This is a genomic window from Pseudoalteromonas sp. OOF1S-7, from assembly GCF_022347765.1.
Lineage (GTDB): Bacteria > Pseudomonadota > Gammaproteobacteria > Enterobacterales > Alteromonadaceae > Pseudoalteromonas.
Genome location: NZ_JAKRFZ010000008.1, coordinates 84,617 through 101,470, shown reverse-complemented (window position 1 = coordinate 101,470; position 16,854 = coordinate 84,617). Strand labels below are relative to the sequence as shown.

General features: G+C 45.8%; 14 protein-coding genes. 9 read left to right on the top strand and 5 right to left on the bottom strand.

Going from position 1 to position 16,854, the window contains the following annotated elements; genetic code table 11:
* Nucleotides 1-30 precede the first annotated feature (30 nt).
* Complete coding sequence (locus MHN33_RS13135; protein ID WP_239398420.1) at nt 31-1,026, top strand: helix-turn-helix domain-containing protein; 996 nt, start codon at nt 31-33, stop codon at nt 1,024-1,026.
* Here MHN33_RS13135 and MHN33_RS13130 read toward each other — a convergent pair whose 3' ends face one another.
* From MHN33_RS13130 to MHN33_RS13110, 5 genes are all read right to left on the bottom strand, one after another.
* The gene (locus tag MHN33_RS13130) at nt 1,027-1,503 is read right to left on the bottom strand and encodes a transcription elongation factor GreAB (protein ID WP_239398419.1); all 477 of its coding nucleotides are present in this window, start codon (nt 1,501-1,503) and stop codon (nt 1,027-1,029) included.
* Between the two features lie 78 nt (nt 1,504-1,581).
* The gene (locus tag MHN33_RS13125) at nt 1,582-3,492 is read right to left on the bottom strand and encodes a hypothetical protein (RefSeq protein ID WP_239398418.1); all 1,911 of its coding nucleotides are present in this window, start codon (nt 3,490-3,492) and stop codon (nt 1,582-1,584) included.
* A gap of 11 nt (nt 3,493-3,503) precedes the next feature.
* A complete protein-coding gene (locus MHN33_RS13120) occupies nt 3,504-4,598 on the bottom strand; it encodes a hypothetical protein (protein WP_239398417.1) in 1,095 nt (364 codons plus the stop codon).
* A 63-nt stretch (nt 4,599-4,661) separates the two neighbouring features.
* Nucleotides 4,662-8,660: a hypothetical protein gene (locus tag MHN33_RS13115; protein ID WP_239398416.1), complete on the bottom strand. Its 3,999-nt coding sequence runs from the start codon at nt 8,658-8,660 to the stop codon at nt 4,662-4,664.
* Between the two features lie 196 nt (nt 8,661-8,856).
* Entirely contained in the window at nt 8,857-9,567 is a 711-nt protein-coding gene (locus MHN33_RS13110) for a hypothetical protein (RefSeq protein WP_239398415.1), read from the bottom strand.
* Nucleotides 9,568-9,663: 96 nt separating this feature from the next.
* Between MHN33_RS13110 and ccoN the strand changes: the two genes are divergently transcribed.
* The 8 genes from ccoN to MHN33_RS13070 all read left to right on the top strand — a co-directional run bounded on the left by ccoN (nt 9,664) and on the right by MHN33_RS13070 (nt 16,703).
* On the top strand, nt 9,664-11,097 hold the full coding sequence (gene ccoN / locus MHN33_RS13105; protein ID WP_125719416.1) for a cytochrome-c oxidase, cbb3-type subunit I: 1,434 nt from the start codon (nt 9,664-9,666) through the stop codon (nt 11,095-11,097).
* A 12-nt stretch (nt 11,098-11,109) separates the two neighbouring features.
* Nucleotides 11,110-11,730, top strand: coding sequence for a cytochrome-c oxidase, cbb3-type subunit II (ccoO, locus tag MHN33_RS13100; RefSeq protein WP_138552105.1), 621 nt, complete (start codon nt 11,110-11,112; stop codon nt 11,728-11,730).
* 6 nt (nt 11,731-11,736) lie between these two features.
* Entirely contained in the window at nt 11,737-11,922 is a 186-nt protein-coding gene (locus tag MHN33_RS13095; protein WP_010373992.1) for a cbb3-type cytochrome c oxidase subunit 3, read from the top strand.
* Nucleotides 11,919-12,884, top strand: a complete 966-nt coding sequence (ccoP, locus tag MHN33_RS13090; protein ID WP_239398414.1) for a cytochrome-c oxidase, cbb3-type subunit III — start codon at nt 11,919-11,921, stop codon at nt 12,882-12,884. The genes MHN33_RS13095 and ccoP overlap by 4 nt, the downstream gene beginning before the upstream one ends.
* Before the next feature lie 118 nt (nt 12,885-13,002).
* Complete coding sequence (locus MHN33_RS13085) at nt 13,003-13,494, top strand: FixH family protein (protein WP_239398413.1); 492 nt, start codon at nt 13,003-13,005, stop codon at nt 13,492-13,494.
* A 5-nt stretch (nt 13,495-13,499) separates the two neighbouring features.
* Nucleotides 13,500-15,875: a heavy metal translocating P-type ATPase gene (locus MHN33_RS13080; RefSeq protein WP_239398412.1), complete on the top strand. Its 2,376-nt coding sequence runs from the start codon at nt 13,500-13,502 to the stop codon at nt 15,873-15,875.
* Nucleotides 15,872-16,054 carry a cbb3-type cytochrome oxidase assembly protein CcoS gene (ccoS, locus tag MHN33_RS13075; protein ID WP_049865783.1) on the top strand — a complete coding sequence of 61 codons (183 nt, stop codon included), beginning with the start codon at nt 15,872-15,874 and terminating at the stop codon, nt 16,052-16,054. Before MHN33_RS13080 ends, ccoS begins: the two co-directional genes overlap by 4 nt.
* Nucleotides 16,032-16,703: a sulfite exporter TauE/SafE family protein gene (locus MHN33_RS13070; protein ID WP_239398411.1), complete on the top strand. Its 672-nt coding sequence runs from the start codon at nt 16,032-16,034 to the stop codon at nt 16,701-16,703. The genes ccoS and MHN33_RS13070 overlap by 23 nt, the downstream gene beginning before the upstream one ends.
* The last annotated feature ends 151 nt before the right edge of the window (nt 16,704-16,854 follow it).

The window sequence follows — 16,854 nt, the reverse complement described above, 5'->3', positions numbered from 1 at the left end:
AAATACGCCACCGTAATGAGGTCGGATGAGATGAACACCTACAACCACCGTATTGCCTTTACACTTTATGAGCAGATGCTCATTACCAGTGTGACATTACCCATAGAAATGCTGCGCGCCGGTGAAGCATTTGCCAGACGTCACCTTGGCAATGAGTTTATACCACTGGAGATTGCCTGGCTGAGCGAAACAGGAGAAACTGTTCACTCATCGATGGGTGTGCCATTTACCGCACACACCAGCTTCAGTGCACTGAGTGACTTCGATTATATCGTTATCCCCAGTATCTGGCGCAACCCTCGGCCGGTATTGAGAAAAAATACCTCACTGGTTGCAAATCTGGCCCAAGCACGGCGTACAGGCGCGACACTCATCGGGGTAGGAACTGGCGTGTGTTTTTTGGCGGAATCCGGGATCCTGAACGGCCACTCAGCCACGACGCATTGGCATTATGCGGAGCAGTTTAAGCGCAGCTACCCGCTCGTTGCTTTGCGCCCTGACTACTTTATTACGCAGTCAGATCGTTTGTATACAGTAGCAAGTCTAAACGCGCTGGCTGATATAATAGTTCACTTTATAGACCAATTTTATGGTCAGGAGGCCGCAAACCATGTGCAACAAAATTTTTCTCATGAAGTGCGTAAACCTTATGAAGAACAGCGATACCTTGAGGGTGCGGTTGATAGACACAGCGATGAGCAGATAGCCTCTATCCAATTTTGGTTACGTAATAATAGCGCCGATGAGATCACCTTTCCCGATGTCGCAGCACAGTTTGGTATGAGTTACCGAACCTTCAATCGCCGCTTCAAAGCAGCAACAGGCCAGACAGCCGCGAACTATTTGCAAACAGTTCGGGTTCGTCAGGTGACTGAACTATTGGCCTCAACGAACCTCAGTATTCAGGAAATAGCACTAGCTTGCGGCTTTAACTCTCAGGGGCAGCTCACCAGGGTATTCAAAAGCACTATGAATCAAACTCCGAGCCAGTACAGACAGGTAGTCAGGAAAAAGTTGTTCTCCTGATCACTGCAAATCTCGCACTTCAAGCCATTGGGTTAGGCCATTAAAGTGAAACTCCACCTCTTCACCAATGTGACGGCCACTTAATACCTGCCCTATGGGAGACACCAGAGTAATTACCCTCACATCTATATTGTCCAGTGTCACCTTTAATCCCCCTTCACACGGGCCAATATAAAACCAATGACGCGCATCTTGCTCATCGGCCAGCTCAGCCAATGCACCAATCACGATACCAGCTGGCCGACTGGCGGTAAACACCTGCTCAAATGCGTGAATAGCTCTGTGTGCTGCGTCTACTCTCTCACTTTGTCCTTCTGCAAGGTAACCAGACTCAATGCTCAGTGAGTCATATTGCGTTTCTGCGGCACTTTGCTCATGAATCGCGTCAGCTCGCGCACTCTCTGCAGCCTCTTGTGCTTCCTGAAGCTTGCGCTCCAGAGCAAATCTTAAATGTTCAATAACATGGAGTTTGTTCAAGCTAATCCTCTGCCATACGTCAAAAGGGCCCGCAGGCCCTTTTATTAAAAACAAAGATTCTAACAGTAAACCCTGATCTCAGAACAGTGATTCAAAGCTGCCGTCAGGAAATAGCACACCGGGGATCCCACGTACGGTCTTCACGTCCCCTATTTGTTGGTCGCCATAGTAATACCCCCCGGTGAAATTGCGCCCTTTTTGCTTTACATCCAGCCAATAGCCGTCCTTTCCTTGCGCCACAATACTGTTGTTTTTGCCAGAGCGACGTACGTCCAATTGCATTACCCTGCCACCAAGCAGATAAGCAATTTCAGTTGAGTTTAGATTTGTAATACTTGTTGGGTCTGCTGCCAGTTGTAGCTGAAAGTCAGGTGCACCATTGAGATCAAAATCAATATGTACTCCAAATACCAGATCCAGGCGCGTATCGAATTCAAAAGGTGACTGTTCTGCTGCATACAAGGTCACAGGCGTCACCTGATTCACGGTTTCGAAATCACCACGCAGTCGCAAATTCGCGATGATGCTTTCAATCGTATTACGGGGAGACAAAACCCGATTCAGGCGCATTCTGATATCCGCTTTGGTCGTCGAGTATGCAGTTTGCAAAGTAACCTCACCAGCAAAGCGAGAGGTGCCTGTCGCAACTTCCAGGTTATCTTCATCAATTGAGCCATCAAACAACAGGAAAATATCACTCAGATCAGCTTCCAAAGAAACAGGTCCTTTTCGAACTGATACCTTACCCCTGCCAGCAATACGGTCACCCAGTGTTGGGCTTTTACGCCACTCTGGCATAGTCACATCCATGCTAATATCAAAATCACTGTTGGAACCCGTGACTCGCCAACTAAATGACGGATTTGTCGAATACTCGACATCCAAACCTCCAATCTGATAATTACCAGGTTCTGAATTCCGCGCCGGAGACACGCTGTTCACAACATCATATATTGCTTCCGACAAGACCAAAAATGACTCTTGCGCAACATCATTTGAGATCAGTCTCTCCACCTCGCTTAATTTACTTTCCAGCTCTTCACTGTATTTTTCTTCCTGCAGACGAACTACCCCAAGGGAGTCCCTAAAGTGATTAAGCAAGTTATTATTAAACACGGTCTGAGAATCTGTTAATGCCTCCATTTCCTGTAACTGCAAAGCCTCATTGGCAATGAGCAAAACCTGATCTGCAACACCAGCAAACAAGGCACTGCCTCTTTCATCGAGTAGCACTTCCATAAAATACTGATTTACTTCGTTAATATAACTTTGCCAAGGCGCGTAGTCGCTACCTGTATAGGCCAGGTCAAATGCATCTGTCAGAGGCAGAGCCACGTCATCTTCACGTCCCTGGATATTAAGCTGTGTCATAATATCAGCGTAGGTGTAGGCTTTAGCAGCATATTCGGCTTGTAATGACCGGTTTATACGGCTGTGGCTCAAATGATAAATCGGTGTATTTGTCAAAGACAGCACGGTACTGTCTAACAGTGAGTCACTGAGCAAGGTCGCATAAGAAGAAAAATAAAGCTGGTTTTGGCCTGCAATAGGCTTTGCGGCCAGCGCGTATGACACACTGGCAGTAACTGGCTCACCAAAATCAATTACATCATTATCATTCAGATCGTTAGGGTCGTCGCGCAAAGCTCGGCCACAGCCAAGCTTCCTGGGGCATAATGATTGAGTAGTATCTGGGCTAAATTCAAATTGATATAATAATCCGGCATCCAGATTAATCGTCATTTGATTCAACTCTTCGACGGAATACTGCTGTATTTCATTAGTACTGACCTTAGTCACAACCAATGTGCCGGATGTATCGACAAACTTTGGTATATAAAAAGACACTGACGCTGAAGGTAACTGAGTGATGTCATGGCCTAATCCTGGCTCAACATCGTTTACGGTCGGGGCTGGATCACTATTTCCACCACAAGCTGTTAGACTGCCAGCCAACACAAAAGGTATTAAACTATTAATTTTAAGCACCTTGCACCTCCCTAAAATGCCAGATTCAGAAACCAGTTCAGATTCACGTAATGAGCTTCTTCAATATCGGGATTATCCATTTTCACAGAGATTCCGGCGTAGCGAGCTTTAATGCCCAATTCAAATGCATCGCTATGTGTTTCATACCCACCAAACAGTTCCCAACTCTCTCCAAAATGATAAGATACCGTTGCCTGAACGAATGCATCATCAATGTATTTGCGCGCTTTTAATGTACTCGAAAATCGACGGTTAATTCGATAATTAATACCCAGGTAATACCTTGCGTCACGCTCAAAAGTGTATTCTATTTCCTGATCATAGGCAGACGTGCGGAGTCTGACAGAAGGCGTTGTGTCTATCCCGTCTTCTCTTTCAGTAAACGGAATATCTGTGGTGAATCCATTAACAAACCCGACGCCCTCGTACTTTGTCTCATACATCAGGTCTTTACCTGCTGCCCAAATCTTTAGCTCAGGAGTAACCTGCCAGTTCAAGGCCAGATCGAAACTATAACCATCTCCTTCTGGATTTTCCGTTGGCGTAAATGATTTAAACAGGATGTCTTTAGAAAAGTAATATTCTGCTTGTAGCTTTCCTTCAACCTCATCACCGAAAATTGTGCCATCTACCCTTGCATCCTGAAAATGCGTACTCTTGAAATAAGTCAGTTTCGGTGTAACAACCAAGGTTTTATCCAGTAGGTCAAAATCATAGCTCAGGAAGATCCCATTGGTTGTTGCTTGTCTGCCCCATAGATAATAACGATAGTTACGGTTTTCAAAAGGCAGATCATTCTTCTCTGTGTGCGTATACCGTGCTGTGTCCGGGTCAAAAGCCAGCAGATAATCAAAACGGCTTTGTGCACCTATCCCTATACCTTTAAACTTCATCCCCAGTTCGAATATATTGTAGGTAAAGGCACTATCACCGTGTGCCAGTGGCTTGTCAAAGTCTTCAACAAACGCTTTAACGGGTTGTGCCTCTGTATATATCTCACTGTGAAATTGGTGAATTAACTCGATATCGTTGGAGGTTGCGTAAGTTACATTAGCTATGGAGAGACCACAAAGCACAACCAGCGGAGAGATTTTTTTTAATTTCATAAACTTCACTTTTAACAAAAAAAAGGGGAAAGGTTGCCCTTCCCCCTCTTACCTAAGCTTGCTTTAGTTATTGGACTGACCTAAGAAGTCGATATCTGTATACACTATCGATTCTCCATTTATATAATCGATGCGGAAGCCATTGGTCACCTCCTCTACATCGCCCACTTTAATAGGCTGGTTTGTGTCATTATTGATTGATACATCACCCAGTAATGGGCCTGACTCATCAATTAAGCTAACCTTAAATACATATCCATTAAAGTTATCTAACATGATATTGGCTAGCCCTAAATCATTGCTGCCACTTTCATTACGCAAGTCAAAATGAGCTGTGAAGTCAGTATCTTCACTTCTGCCCGACAATGTAACATCTGCAAGCTCAATAGCACCATCCGTGAATAGCGCAACAGGGTTACCCTGAGCATCGACTGCAGTCGCCTCAGACGAGAAAGAACCATCAAATCCGTATTGACCATCAACAAACTCTACAACGTTAAAGGTCTTGCCTCGGGAGATATCAAAATCACGGGCATCTTCAACTTTCTGAATGCTGCCATCGACATAAAGGATGGTACAAGAGGCATTTGGCATTACGATGGCATCGAGTGCCCAACGCTCACATTCAGCCAAATCAGCACTTTGAATTTCAATTTTCTGACCTGAATCAGCTTTCAATAAACCAGACCAGGTAAACAAGATCTTACTCTGAGCGCCTGAATTTACTTGTCCTGTTGCATCGATCTGCTCATCGCCCTGAGTATTTTTCAAGCTAAGCTTATACTCATCCGTGTCATAACTGTAAGTCCAGTCAGGGAAGTTTGGCGCCACACCCGAATGATCACCGCTATCTAAACCGGAATCCCAAATATCTTTCACAACATCGTATATAATTTCGCCGGCATTAAAGACCGCATCAGCCCCCTCTTTAGTAACAAAGCTGATGTTTACCAGTTTATCTGTACCCTGCTTACCAATTTCGGTATTGCCATTGTCAGCCACATATTGATCTCGCTTTTCTTCAGAGCGCGTCTTCAGTTCAGCAGCTTCCGCAGGACGCGAATCCTGTTCAAACTCTGTATTTGCAGCAACTGCTTTCACTTGTAGTTCAGTAGCCAGTGCCAGTAGCTCTGTAGGGTCCTCGCTATCTGTTTGAATCGTTACTAATGATGCAGTCTCACGACTGTCAACCAAGTTTTTATAGCTCTGTGCTGCAATAACAGCAGTATTAGATAACTCAACATAATTCGCTACAGCTTGCTTATATGCGTCGCCCGCTGTGACGGCCGCGTTGGCAGCATCTAGTGCCAGCTGGGCTGTCACCGCATTTTCTATATTATTAAACGCAGCCTGTGCTGCAGTATAAGCAGCTTCAAACTCAGCTTGCTTGGTAGCTACCTCAGCCTCCGCATTTTGCGTTTCAATTATAGTATCCTGTGTAAGCTTCAATGCCGCCGCAATTTGTTGCTCTAAGGTCAGTTTAGTAGCTGCATTGTTGACTTCAGCGTCAATGCCAGACACCAAAGTGGTTACTTTGCTTTGTGTTTGTACCGTTGAGGCTAACAGCGCATCTGCATTATCTTTGGTAGATATATACTCACTATTTCTGTTCGCCAACGCGGTCGCTGAGCTGACAATTTCCTGGGCTTTATCGGAAACACCAGACAAAGTCATGTTCCAGTCATTTTGCTTATCAGCTGACACTGTCGTCTGAAGACTTAAAGCGGCCAGATAGTACTCTGTCGCACCATCTAACGTATTGGCATTAGCACCCTTTTCTTTTACCTGTACCAACTCGCTCTCAAAGCCCGTAATCTCGCCCTGAGGTACGCTTAAGACCTGAAATTGTTCACTTATCTGACCAATAAGCGCTTCATTGAGCTCCCGATCTTCTTCAAGTTGTTGCTCAAAGGCAAGCTTGCGTTCCTGAGCCGTTTCCTCAGCAGTACTTAACTCACTGGTATAAGAAGTGACACTGGATACGGCGGTGTCAGCTTCAGCTTTAATTTGTTGTGCGTTTTGTAGCGCTTCGGTTGCTTGTTCTACCTGTTCGCCCTGCGCATCCGCTTCCGCTTTATAGTCTGTAGCCGTCGTAACAGCCACAGTTGCCTTAGTTGCAAAATCCTGCGACAGAGAGGTAACGCTGCTCAACGAAGTCTGGGCTGACGCCACCGCGTCAAGTGCCGCAACTGCGGTGTTAAGATCAACGATTTGTTCAACCAGACTTGTCGCTGCTGCAATTTGCGCTTTTAATGGTGTCTCAAGCTCAGTAAAAGCGGCCTTAGCAGTTGTCGCGGACTCGAGTGCAGACGTAGCCGCTTGTGCCGATGCCTCGAGTTTTACGTCAAAGTCATCCACTACCTTTGTGGCATTGCTAAACTGTTCCGCAACTTGTGTCGCAATACTGGTGTTGAACTCTGCAAGACTTGTCAGCTTTTCTTTAAGAGTGACGGCCAGGTCTAAAGTTGGCTGATATTTAACGTCTATATCCACAAGTGCCTGAGCTGCCGTGACATGAGCGTCAATATTCGTGGTCTCAGAGCTAAGAATGTCAGCGATTGCGTCTTTTTGCGCTTCAAAACTTGCGTTAAGTTCACTGGCAGCGGCAAAATAGGCTGTTGCTTGCTCTTTAGTGTCCAGCGTTTCAGACAGGACTTTAACTTCCGTCAGGGTTGTGTTGAGCTCAGAGAGATCGGTATCCGCTGAATCTAGCTGTGAAGCGCTCGTGTTGATGGCGGTCAATAACGCGGTGTTTGCCACATCGTTCTCGTCATTTTCATCAGGTATGACAACATCTTCGTTTCCTAAGTCTTCAAGCTGGTCTTTAACCTGCTCAACGTCTTTACTTAAGTCCTCGTCTGTTGTTGCACCATTTTCAACTGCTTTTTTCTTCGCTTCGTTGACTTTTTCAGCAATAGAAGCCGCATCTTCCGAAGGAACACCTGCATCAATCAAAGCTTGTTCAAGTGCGGCTAAATCGTTACTCACCATAGCAACCAAAATCTTGGCTGCTTTCGAGGTTTCATCTCTGACTTTTTTAAATGTGTCACTTTGAGTCAGGTCCCCGCCGCCAACGTCATTTGCCAAGTCGTTAAGCACTTCGTTGGTACTCTTGCCTTCTTTACCTGCTATCGTTTGGAGGGATGCAGCGACCTGAATAAGCGCAAGCACGCCTTCGTCAATAGACTCTCCCTGACCTACATCAGTGAAATCAACGGCGCCACCAAGAGATAAATCTCCAGTCAGGGAGGCAACTAGCTTAGTGTTGCCTATCAAAGCCTTAAGTACCTTGGTACTGGCTTCGCCTATTTTTGCTGAATCGATGCCCTGCTCTGCTGCTGCATCCAACAACATTTTAACTGCTGTCGAAGTGAAGATAGTTGCATTAGCTGTATATTGGTTATTATCCCCATCTGCAAAGCTTGGTTGATTCTTACCTGACGCAGGTCGCGCTGCTGTATTTGCCGCAATGACTTTCACAACCGACAACTCAATGTCATCTTTGTACCATTCGCCAAAGTCAATTTTACCATTGTCTTTTACGATCCCGTCGCCATTATCAATGGCTACACCTTCACCACAACCAACGAACGCATCACATTTCACTAATGCGTCACCATCTTTGGTTGTCTTCACTGTAATATAAATTGGTCCGCTGAAATCTTCATCGACAAACAGCTGGAAGAAACCACGGGGATCAGTTTTAAAGTCTGCCGGGTTGGAAGCGACTAGCTTTTCTTCAGCTTTCTTTTTCGCGTCTTCAGCATTGAGTGATTTTTCAGTGGCCGATTCTTCGCCTACCTGAGTACGATATGCAAGGTCAACTATGTTTCCCTGAGCATCAAGCGTTTTCACACTCACTTGTGCTCCACTAAGCGTGCCCTTCACAGCCTTACCTGATACAGACACCGAAAAGTTTGCCGTTACTGTACTTTCCACTTCCTGAGGAGTCGTCACAGGAACATTATTGTCATCATCATCGAAAAGGCTACAGCCCGAGAGTCCCAGACTTAAGGCAATGGTGGATGCCACTGGAGTAAATTTATTTATGCGCTTTGCCACTAGAGGTCTCCTTAAATAGCTTGCGTGTTTTTCTTTATTTATCTGCCTATGCGAATGTTTTTGTCAAACAAGACTCTAAGCTAATTTGGGTACTTTGAATTCCCAATATACCCAATACCCGTAACAAAGTCATTGCAAACAGCGCCTCTTTGTAAACAAATATAAAACACAAAGATGAGATTTTACGACATAGAATTCATTCCTGAGTAGTATAGAGGATAAATGTGACATTTCTGACATATTCGTGCTCATTAATCAGGTTTACGGTTTCCAGTGTCAATCGCCATTCCATTACAGGCTCACTACATGCACCAACCATCACCTCTGCAGACCAAAGTGAACTGTCTTGTTGCTCGAAGAAAACGGGGATTTTACCCATGTACATTGTTACGCCTTCTAACCAAGCTACTTTTAGCTTCGCACCTCGAGCCTGAGTGTTGACAAACAGCTCAAAAGGCGTTTCTGGCCGTATTTGCTCCGTTGCACTCCAGAGTAACATTTCGCCATCGATACAAGGCGAAACAGCAATACAATTCAAGGAAGTTTGCGAACTTTCACTTTTTTCTGAACTTTCATGTATAATAGTGTTCGGGTCTGAACAGGCCGTCAGGAAAGTGACTAATAAAACACCGGGTAATGTGCAATTTTTCTGCATAATGCGTAGTATGTGACATCTTGAAAAGACATCCAGTTTATGTGGATTCGCTCTTTTCGACCAGCCTTTGGCGTTAAGTTTTGCAAATTGTTTTGATATTGCGCAATTCGCGTACTCATTGAACAAGTGACTCGTACAAAGTTTGATTGATGTCATTATTTTAGGTGTTTGTAGTATCTTTTCGTTTGCAAAAAAATTATTATTTCCTTGCAAAAATAAGGGTTTCTCAAGCTGGTGAGAGTTTTGTTCCACGGGATGTAACTCAAGCGGGTTTGTTGAAATAAAAAACAGGGCCTGTATTACAGGTTAATCATTTCTAATCGCATTAATTGCAGCGGAATCCAGAAAATGAGCCAAACAGTAGCATCACAAACTGAGTACAATTATAAGGTTGTACGCCAATTCGCTATAATGACAGTGATTTGGGGCATCGTTGGCATGGGTGTAGGTGTCTTTATCGCGGCGCAACTTGCGTGGCCTGCGTTAAACTTCGACATTCCATGGTTAACTTACTCTCGACTTCGTCCGTTACACACGAACGCAGTAATCTTCGCATTTGGTACTAGTGCACTTTTCGCAACATCTTACTATGTTGTACAGCGTACGTGTCAGACGCGTTTATTCTCCGACAAGCTAGCCGCTTTCACTTTCTGGGGCTGGCAGGCAATCATTCTTTCAGCAGCCATCACGCTGCCACTGGGTATCACATCTTCTAAAGAATATGCTGAACTTGAATGGCCAATCGATATCGCTATTGCTGTTGTTTGGGTCACGTATGCCGTTGTTTTCTTCGGTACGCTAATCAAACGTAAGGTGTCTCATATCTACGTTGCGAACTGGTTCTATGCGGGCTTCATTATCACCGTTGCAGTACTCCACATCGTAAACAGCATGGCTGTACCTGTATCTCTCACCAAATCATATTCTATCTATGCAGGTGCGGTTGATGCGATGGTTCAGTGGTGGTATGGCCACAACGCGGTTGGTTTCCTACTGACTGCTGGCTTCCTGGGTATGATGTATTACTTCGTGCCTAAGCAAGCAGGTCGCCCTGTTTACTCTTACCGTTTATCGGTTGTTCACTTCTGGGCACTGGTTTCTCTATATATCTGGGCAGGTCCTCACCACCTACACTATACGGCACTACCTGACTGGACACAGTCTTTAGGTATGGTGATGTCTGTGATCCTGTTCGTGCCTTCTTGGGGTGGTATGATCAATGGCATCATGACACTGTCTGGTGCATGGCACAAACTACGTACTGACCCTGTACTGCGTTTCCTGGTTGTTTCTCTGTCTTTCTACGGTATGTCTACGTTCGAAGGTCCAATGATGGCAATCAAATCTGTAAACGCATTGTCACACTACACTGACTGGACTGTTGGCCACGTACACTCAGGCGCTCTGGGTTGGGTTGCAATGATCTCTATCGGTGCTATCTACCACCTGATCCCTGCACTATTTGGTCACGCAAACATGTACAGCGTTAAACTGGTTAACACCCACTTCTGGCTACACACGGTTGGTGTTGTTCTGTATATCGTTGCAATGTGGATCTCTGGCGTAATGCAAGGTCTGATGTGGCGCGCAGTTAACTCTGACGGTACTTTGATGTACAGCTTCGTACAATCTCTTGAAGCGTCTAAGCCTTTCTATATCATGCGATTCCTGGGCGGTGTATTCATCGTGGTTGGTATGCTCGTGATGGCTTACAACGTGTACCGTACTGTGGCAGCTAAGAGTGGTTCTTTGACCACTGAAGCTAACACGCAAATGGCTTAAGGGGTGTCGAGTATGAGCAATAATAACTCTACAAATAAACATGAAATCGTCGAAAAGAACGTCGGCCTGATGGCTATCCTGACGGTTTTTGCCATCAGTTTTGGTGCACTCGTTGAAATCACACCACTGATGTTCCAAAAAGACACCACTCAGCCTGTTGACGGCCTACGCCCTCTTACAGCGCTGGAAATGGAAGGTCGTGATATCTATGTTCGTGAAGGTTGCTACAACTGTCACTCACAGATGATCCGTCCTTTCCGTGACGAAGTTGAGCGTTATGGCCACTACTCTGTAGCTGGTGAATCTGTTTGGGATCACCCGTTCCAGTGGGGCTCTAAGCGTACAGGTCCTGATTTGGCACGTGTTGGTCAGCGTTATTCTGATGACTGGCATTTTGCACACCTGATGGACCCACGCTCTGTAGTACCTGAGTCAAATATGCCTGGCTACCCTTGGCTCAATGAGAATGTATTGGACGGTCAATTAACCGCTAAGAAACTTGAAGTGTTCCGTAACTTTGGTGTGCCTTACACCGATGAGGACATTCAGGGTGCTGAAGCAGCAGTAAAGGGCAAAACCGAAATGGAAGCTCTGATTGCCTACCTTCAGCAACTTGGCACACATTTGAAGTAATTTGTTATGGATTACGGCACATACAGAGGCATTTTGACTCTGGTAATTTTAGTACTGTTCATAGTGATTGTTGTGTGGGCATACAGCAAGCGTAGCAAACGTCGTTTTGATGACGCAGCCAATGCCATCTTTGAAGATGAAAAGAAACACAACAACACAATCTCAAACGAGGAAAAGGAGTCTGAAAAATGACTAGCTTTTGGAGTATTTGGGTCATCGTATTGACCTTGGCGTGTCTGGCTCTGATCTTTGGCCTGCTGCTTTGGAACCTGAAAAACTACACAGGTGTTGAAGAAGGCGAAAGTTGTGGTCACGAGTTTGACGGAATCGAAGAACTGAACAATCCGCTTCCTAAGTGGTGGACATACATGTTCTTCGCAACATTTATCTGGTCCGTTTATTATCTTGCAGCTTATCCAGGTCTGGGTAACTTCGCGGGCTTTTTGAACTGGACAAGCTCAAATCAGGGCGTAACGTCTCTTGATGAGTCTAAGCAAGCAACTGAAGAAGCCAAAGCGAATGGTCACTGGGTTCAGCTCGATAAAGAGTTTGAAGCTGCGGACGAGCGCTTTGGTCCTATCTTCAAAGCATTAGCTGAGCAGGACATTGAAACACTGGCGAAGGATCAAAAAGCACTTGAAATTGGTCAACGCTTGTTCGCTCAAAACTGTGCACAGTGTCACGGTTCCGATGCACGTGGCGCAATGGGCTTCCCTAACCTGGCAGATAATGACTGGTTATATGGCGGTACACCTGACAAGATCAAAGAAACACTACTGCAAGGTCGTGTAGCTGCGATGCCAGGCTGGCAGGATGCACTGGGTGACCAAGGCATCAAAGAAATGACAGCTTATGTACTGAGCTTGTCTGGCCGTAAGGTAAACCAAAAAGATGCCGATGCGGGTCAAGCGAAATTTGCAATGTGTGCAGCCTGTCACGGTATGGATGGTAAAGGCTCTGTCGCCCATAACCTGCCATTCGGTGCGCCTGACCTGACTGACAACATCTGGTTGTATGGTGGTTCACAGCGTGCTGTTGAAGAAACACTGCGTCATGGTCGTGCCGGTGTGATGCCAGCATGGAAAGACATCCTGGGTGAAGACAAAGTACACTTGCTTACAGCCTACGTGTACAGCCTCTCCCAGGAGAAATAATCGAATAGATTATAAGTTTATTTAAGATCAAAAAAGCCTCCAATCGGAGGCTTTTTTTTAGGTATTTATCCCTAAATAAGATAGAATATTGCCACTTAAATTAAGCTGTTGAGTCGTTATGAACCCTACTCCCTGGTATAAGAATTTTTGGCCTTGGTTTTTAATGTTTTTTCCGCTGGTTACCATTATTGCCTGCGTTTTTTTGGTGATATTTGCCGTCGGCAATGGTCCAGATATGGTCGTCGACGACTACTACAAAAAAGGCAAAGCCATTAACCTTGAACTCAGCAAGTTCGATAAAGCTAAAGCTTTGTATTTACACGGTGATCTTGATGTCAGTGAAGACAGAGTCAGTTTTACCTTCACCAAAGGTGACCACAGTAAAGTAAATGCTCTAAAAGCATCTTTTTATCACCGTACAATTAAAAAGTACGATTTTGAAGTGACCCTGCTGGCCAATGCTGCAGGCGAGTTTACCGCCATTCTGGATGAACCACATCGTGGTGCGTTTACCGTGTTTCTCGAGCCTATGGACCAGAGCTGGAAGCTTAAAGAAAAGCTACAATTGCCCACTGCACAGAAAGTCGCTATTTCTCCAGAATATAAGTAGACATTATGACAAACAGTTGTTTTCATTGTCTGGAGCCCGTGCCGCCGGGGTTTTCTGCTCATATACAATTTGAAGGTCAGCCACAGCCGGTATGCTGCACAGGCTGTCAGGCGGTTGCCGAAACTATTCTAGCTCAGGGTATGAGCGACTATTATAAATTTCGCACTGACAGTGCGGGCAAAGTTGAAGAGCTGATTCCCGAGCAATTAAAAGAGCTGCTGAGTTATGACAATGCCGACATTCAGCAGGATTTTGTCAGTCAACAGGGGGAGCTGCAGGAAGTCCTGCTCAGCGTCGAAGGGATCAGCTGTGCAGCGTGTGCCTGGTTAATTGAGAAGCAATTACTCGGGCTTAAAGGCGTCGCCCGTGTTGATGTCAATACCTCAACACACAGAGCCATGATCCTGTGGCATCCGCAACAATGTAAGCTCAGTGATATCATTAAATCGCTGCATCAAATTGGCTACAAGGCCTACCCTTTCCAGGCGGATGACGAAGCTGCACAAAAACAAACTGTCGCAAAAGCCTATTTGCGCCGATTAGGTGTCGCAGGCCTCATGACCATGCAGGTTATGATGTTTGCTTTTGCTATGTATTTTGGCATGTTTTCCGGGATGGAGGACAACTTCGAACAATACTTCCGTTGGATCAGCTTGATATTAGCCTCGCCGGTGATCCTCTACTCGGCCATGCCATTTCTGACCAATGCCATCAAAGGCCTTAGAGCCAGGCAACTCAATATGGACCTGCCCGTCTCTCTGGCCATCTTTGGCGCTTATGCGGCAAGTTGTTACGCCACAGTGATGTCGGTGGGCGAAGTTTACTTTGAATCTATTTGTATGTTCACTTTTTTGCTTTTGCTCGGCAAGTATCTGGAATTCCGGGCTCGACTGAAAGCCAGTGAATTTACTGCCAATTTGCAAAAACTGCTGCCACTGACCGCGCGTAAACTGCTCCCCGATGGCGAACAGAAAATCGTTGCAGCGAAAAGCCTGCAACTGAACGATCAGATTATGATAAAACCCGGTGAAACTATCCCGGCAGATGGCGTGTTGATCTCGGGCTCTACCACCGTTGATGAGTCTATGATGACGGGTGAGCACCTCCCGGTGAAAAAATATCAGACCCATCAGGTCTATGCCGGCACCATCAATCATGATGGGGTGATCACCATTGAAATCAACAAAGTGGGGCAAAACACCCTACTAAATCAAATCATCAAACTGCAACACAATGCCCTGACAAAGCGTCCTAAAATCGTTGAAGTCACAGACAAAGTGGCACAATGGTTTGTTGCCTGCTTATTGATTTTCGCCTCTATTACTGCCGTTGCCTGGTATCAGATAGATCCACCTCACGCGTTTTGGGTGACTATCTCCGTACTGGTTGCTACTTGCCCATGTGCATTAAGTTTGGCGATCCCCACAGCATTGACGTGCGCAGTGGCAACATTGACCCGTAAAGGGATCCTGATTAAAGAAAGTCATGTTCTGGAAACTGTACCCAAGCTGACCAGAATGGCGTTTGATAAAACCGGAACCCTTACCGAAGGACGGTTTTCTATTGAGTCTGTCAGCATCCTAGACAAAAGCTGGCAGAAGTCCGATGTTATGGCGCTGGCCGTCGCACTCGAGCGCTATTCGGAGCATCCGATTGCCAAGGCCTTCACCGAACAGGTTGTGGCGCCCAGGCAGCTGAGTGATGTTGAAGTAATAACAGGCAGCGGTGTGAAAGCCCACTTTGGTCAGCACCAAATCGCCATTGGTAAATCAGCCTGGCTTGGTAATCACAGCTCTTTTGCGCAGGCAACACTGTTTGTAGATGATCAGCCTGTCGCCGATTTCTATCTGGCAGATAAAGTCAGAAGCAGCGCACCTGAGATAATTAGTTATGCACAGGGTCAGGGCCTGAGTTGCCATTTGCTCAGTGGCGACAGCTCAAATGCCGTAAAAAATCTGGCCTTAGAGCTGGGACTGGATACCTACAAAAATGCCTGTACCCCTCAGGACAAGCAACATCAGGTTGAGGCCTGGTCTGCACAGCAGCACATTGTCGGTATGGTTGGTGATGGGGTCAATGACAGCCCGGTATTTAACAGTGCACACCTATCCATTGCAATGGAGACCGGTGCTGATATTTCGAAAAATACGGCCGATGTAGTATTGCTCAACAGTGACCTTAAATCATTACAAACACTGCATCAGGTCGCAAAGAAAACCACAATCGTGATAAAACAGAACCTCACTTTGTCACTTTGTTATAATGGTTCAATCTTACCGCTCGCGGCGATGGGATTAGTGCCCCCCTGGGTGGCGGTCATTGGTATGTCCGCGAGCTCAATTCTGGTGATCACTAACTCTTTGAGGTTACTGAAGCTATGAGTATTATTTACATCCTTATTCCCATCGCGATATTGTTCGTCATCATCGCAATCGGGGTCTTTTTTTGGGCAGTCAAAAGCGAACAGTTTTCAGATTTAAATAAGCAAGGACACAGTATTTTGTTCGAAGATGACAAAGAGCAACACAACAAAAGTAATGACAGAGATAAGTCTATTTAGCGCCTTTGTGATGGGCTTAATCGGTAGCGGCCATTGTCTGGTCATGTGTGGCGGCATCGCATCCAGCTTACAACTCGCTCAGACCAAGCAGCCCCCCCTTGTGACTGCTTTACTATACAACCTGGGCAGATTAGGCAGTTACATGATGGCAGGTGCGCTGGTTGCCGGGCTCGGAGCGGCATTTGCCAAGCAAAGCACATTATTTGCTAACACACTGAATATACTGAGCGGCGTATTTATGCTGCTGGTTGGTGTCTATGTGATGCGCCTGGCAGCCACACTAAACTGGTTGGAAAAAGCGGGAAAATGGTTGCTCTGGCAGCGCCTGGTGCAACTCAACAAGTATTTGCTGCCCATTGACAGCAAAACTAAGGCGCTGGCATATGGCGCCTTATGGGGCTGGCTACCCTGTGGGCTGGTGTATTCTGCACTAACCTGGAGTCTGCAAGCAAACAACAGTCTGAGCGGTGCGCTCACGATGGCCGCTTTTGCACTAGGTACTTTCCCGGCGATGTTAGCGGTAGGACAGACAGCCCAGCTACTCAATACATTTTTAAATCACAAAGCAACACGCATTGCGTTAGGCAATATTTTTATTTGGTATGGCTTTTATCTACTAATCATTGCAACGGACAAACTAGTACATTAATCTAGACGCAGTAATACTATTAGATGAGAGTCGTTCTGGTTAAAGAATGGGAGTTTTTTAACCTGAGATGATCGATACGCGGGTAGGTGCTGTGGTTTGCAGTATCAAAACCCGACTAGTAGGTGGTATACCTGAGCATCAGGTATCGCAA